The sequence below is a fragment of the Aliiglaciecola litoralis genome (assembly GCF_039523355.1).
Classification (GTDB): Bacteria; Pseudomonadota; Gammaproteobacteria; order Enterobacterales; family Alteromonadaceae; genus Aliiglaciecola; species Aliiglaciecola litoralis.
Genome location: NZ_BAAAFD010000032.1, coordinates 1 through 2,294, shown reverse-complemented (window position 1 = coordinate 2,294; position 2,294 = coordinate 1). Strand labels below are relative to the sequence as shown.

The 2,294-nt window shown below is 39.5% G+C and carries 5 protein-coding genes; all 5 read right to left on the bottom strand.

What is annotated here, in order from left to right; translation table 11 throughout:
• On the bottom strand, positions 1–224 hold a 224-nt coding region (locus ABD036_RS18985; protein ID WP_343862754.1), incomplete at its 3' end, for a hypothetical protein.
• A gap of 408 nt (positions 225–632) precedes the next feature.
• The gene (locus ABD036_RS18980; RefSeq protein ID WP_343862752.1) at positions 633–1,235 is read right to left on the bottom strand and encodes a hypothetical protein; all 603 of its coding nucleotides are present in this window, start codon (positions 1,233–1,235) and stop codon (positions 633–635) included.
• A 110-nt stretch (positions 1,236–1,345) separates the two neighbouring features.
• On the bottom strand, positions 1,346–1,735 hold the full coding sequence (locus ABD036_RS18975; protein WP_343862750.1) for a hypothetical protein: 390 nt from the start codon (positions 1,733–1,735) through the stop codon (positions 1,346–1,348).
• Positions 1,736–1,856: 121 nt separating this feature from the next.
• Complete coding sequence (locus ABD036_RS18970) at positions 1,857–2,147, bottom strand: hypothetical protein (protein ID WP_343862748.1); 291 nt, start codon at positions 2,145–2,147, stop codon at positions 1,857–1,859.
• Positions 2,148–2,198: 51 nt separating this feature from the next.
• Positions 2,199–2,294: IS3 family transposase (locus tag ABD036_RS18965; protein ID WP_343862578.1), on the bottom strand; the 96-nt coding region annotated here is incomplete at its 5' end.

The following is a 2,294-nucleotide window of genomic DNA, read 5'->3' as shown; positions in this document are numbered from 1 at the left end:
TCAAGCTCGCTTTTCCAATAGACACCTCGTTCACTGACAATATTTGAATCGCCACAAGCAACTAAAACAAGTATTGAAAGATGTAGCAACAGGTGTTTGAGTCTTTTCATTGGCATATAACGCTTTGCCAAGGGGCAAATGCGAACGTTGTTGGGCGAAGCCCAGTGAGTATTTGTCCCAGCCGCGTTGTATGCGGCGATCTTAGGCAACTTGTTATATGTCATTTGTTACTCACCGTCCGAAAATGAATTAGAGTCACCTGGACTGTTAACTTTTAATCCTTCTTCCGGAACACCTAGTACAGCTCCATTAAGGATAGCAACACCAATAATAGGCCCTATCAATGGCAGAATTGCAGCTAACAGTCTGTGATTTTCTAGCGTCCTAATTTGTCTTAAAAGATACTTATTGCGCTTACATTTCGACAAGCTTTGAATCTTACTTGAGATCAACGAGTACACAATTACCGCACTCACAAAATGAATGGCGATAATTATCAAGATAACAACAGTAAAATTAACTTCGCTCATGACATATAACGCTAAGCTAACGGGCAGAAACGTAGCGGCATAATCGCGAAGCGCCGCTGCGTTACTGTCCCAGTGACCGGAGGGAGCGCGTTGAGCGCCTTGTTAGCAGTCATGATTTACACGGATATTGTCAAATATTGCATTCACAGAAATTCCTTTGAACTTTATTAGGTCGGGTACAAAATCAAGCTCAATGATTGAAAACTCAAATTCTTCCGTGCGAGTTCCATCGGCTGTTTGACTTATCAGCGAATCTATTTTGTGTGCTGGCTCTAATGAAATCCCAAAATCATTATTTTCTAGATATACCATTGAAGTTATTCTTTCTCCGAGCGAAAACTCCATTCCCAATGGTTCTGCAAAGTCATCTGCACTATGTTTTATTAAGGGCATCACCGTGCCTTTGGTCTCATCAAAATAAAATAGAATCGACAAGTGTTCTTTAGACTTTGAGTTTTCAAATGTTACTTTTGCTAACTTATCCCATTCGCTCGTAGTGTTTACACTTTCAACAACGGTAACAAAGTTTGTGTTGCAAAATGCATATCCAACTCCCTTAATAAGCTCAGAAGAAGGGCCGTCCTCAACGGATATATAAAATGTCGTTTTCGCTTCTTTGGGCTGTCTGATTTCACTTAAATCTAACGTTGTAGTTGATGTACAAGCTGACAAAAAAATCGCAAATAGTAAAATAGTTAATCTCAAAAAGACCTCCATGTTAAATGACTGCTAACGCTTTGAATATGGGGCGAATATGAGCGCTTTGGCCGAAGGCCAGCGAGTATTTGTCCCAGTGAGTTTACGAACGACATTATTCACTTGTTAGTTGCCAAAGAGCTTAATTTATCCACTAACTCTTGTTTGCCACCAAATAACATCTGTGTTTGGCTGCAAGCGTGTAATTTAGGTAGAGCGTCATTTTTACCAAAAACAACGTATGTGTAACCAACAGCAGCGATTGAGGCACAAGTGCCTTCGCTAATTTCGGATATTAAAACATCTGTTTCTCTGGCACCTTTGAACCCTTTTGTAATGGAAAGGTAATTGGTTACTTCCGTTAGCCCAGTGCGTTTTGCTGATTCAATTTGACCAATATATACATAATCTGCATTTTTAAAAGCGTCTTCGATACTTGCCTTAATGCATGAGCAAGCGAAAGAAGAACTGCTGAATATAAAAACCAAAAATAAAAATAATTGTTTCATAACCCTCCTGGCAGCTAACGCTCCAATTACGGGCGGTTTGAGCTGGCTATAAAGTGCGAGGAACGAGCCGCAGCCAGCGAAAAAGCGTCCCAGTATATTGGCTTGTTAGGTGTAAACTGCGCTATTTTGAAGATACGCGACCTCCCATAAACCATCCTATTAACCCCAGCACAAGGCCAAAACTACCCAAGCCCAACACTATAACTATGGCTTCACTAATTGGTTCATCACCTAGTGAGGTAAGCATACCAATAAACATAAAACCAACCAACATGGAAAGAACAAAGCTACTTATGAGGTAAATTACTAAGTTTTGTTTGGTCTTATTTTTAATATATAAAAATAGCGGTACCGATAAGAGCATTGTTAAAACAACGGGGAAAATAAAAAGGAATAGTAAAGTTAAGATCATGCTGAGTTATTCATTTACACTGGTGTTACCCACTAAAAGTGGACATCCTGTTTAAGCGTAACGAGCTTCATATTCCAACGGACTTAAGTATCCCAATGTCGAATGTAGCCTTACGCGATTATAAAATATTTCAATATATTCAAAGAT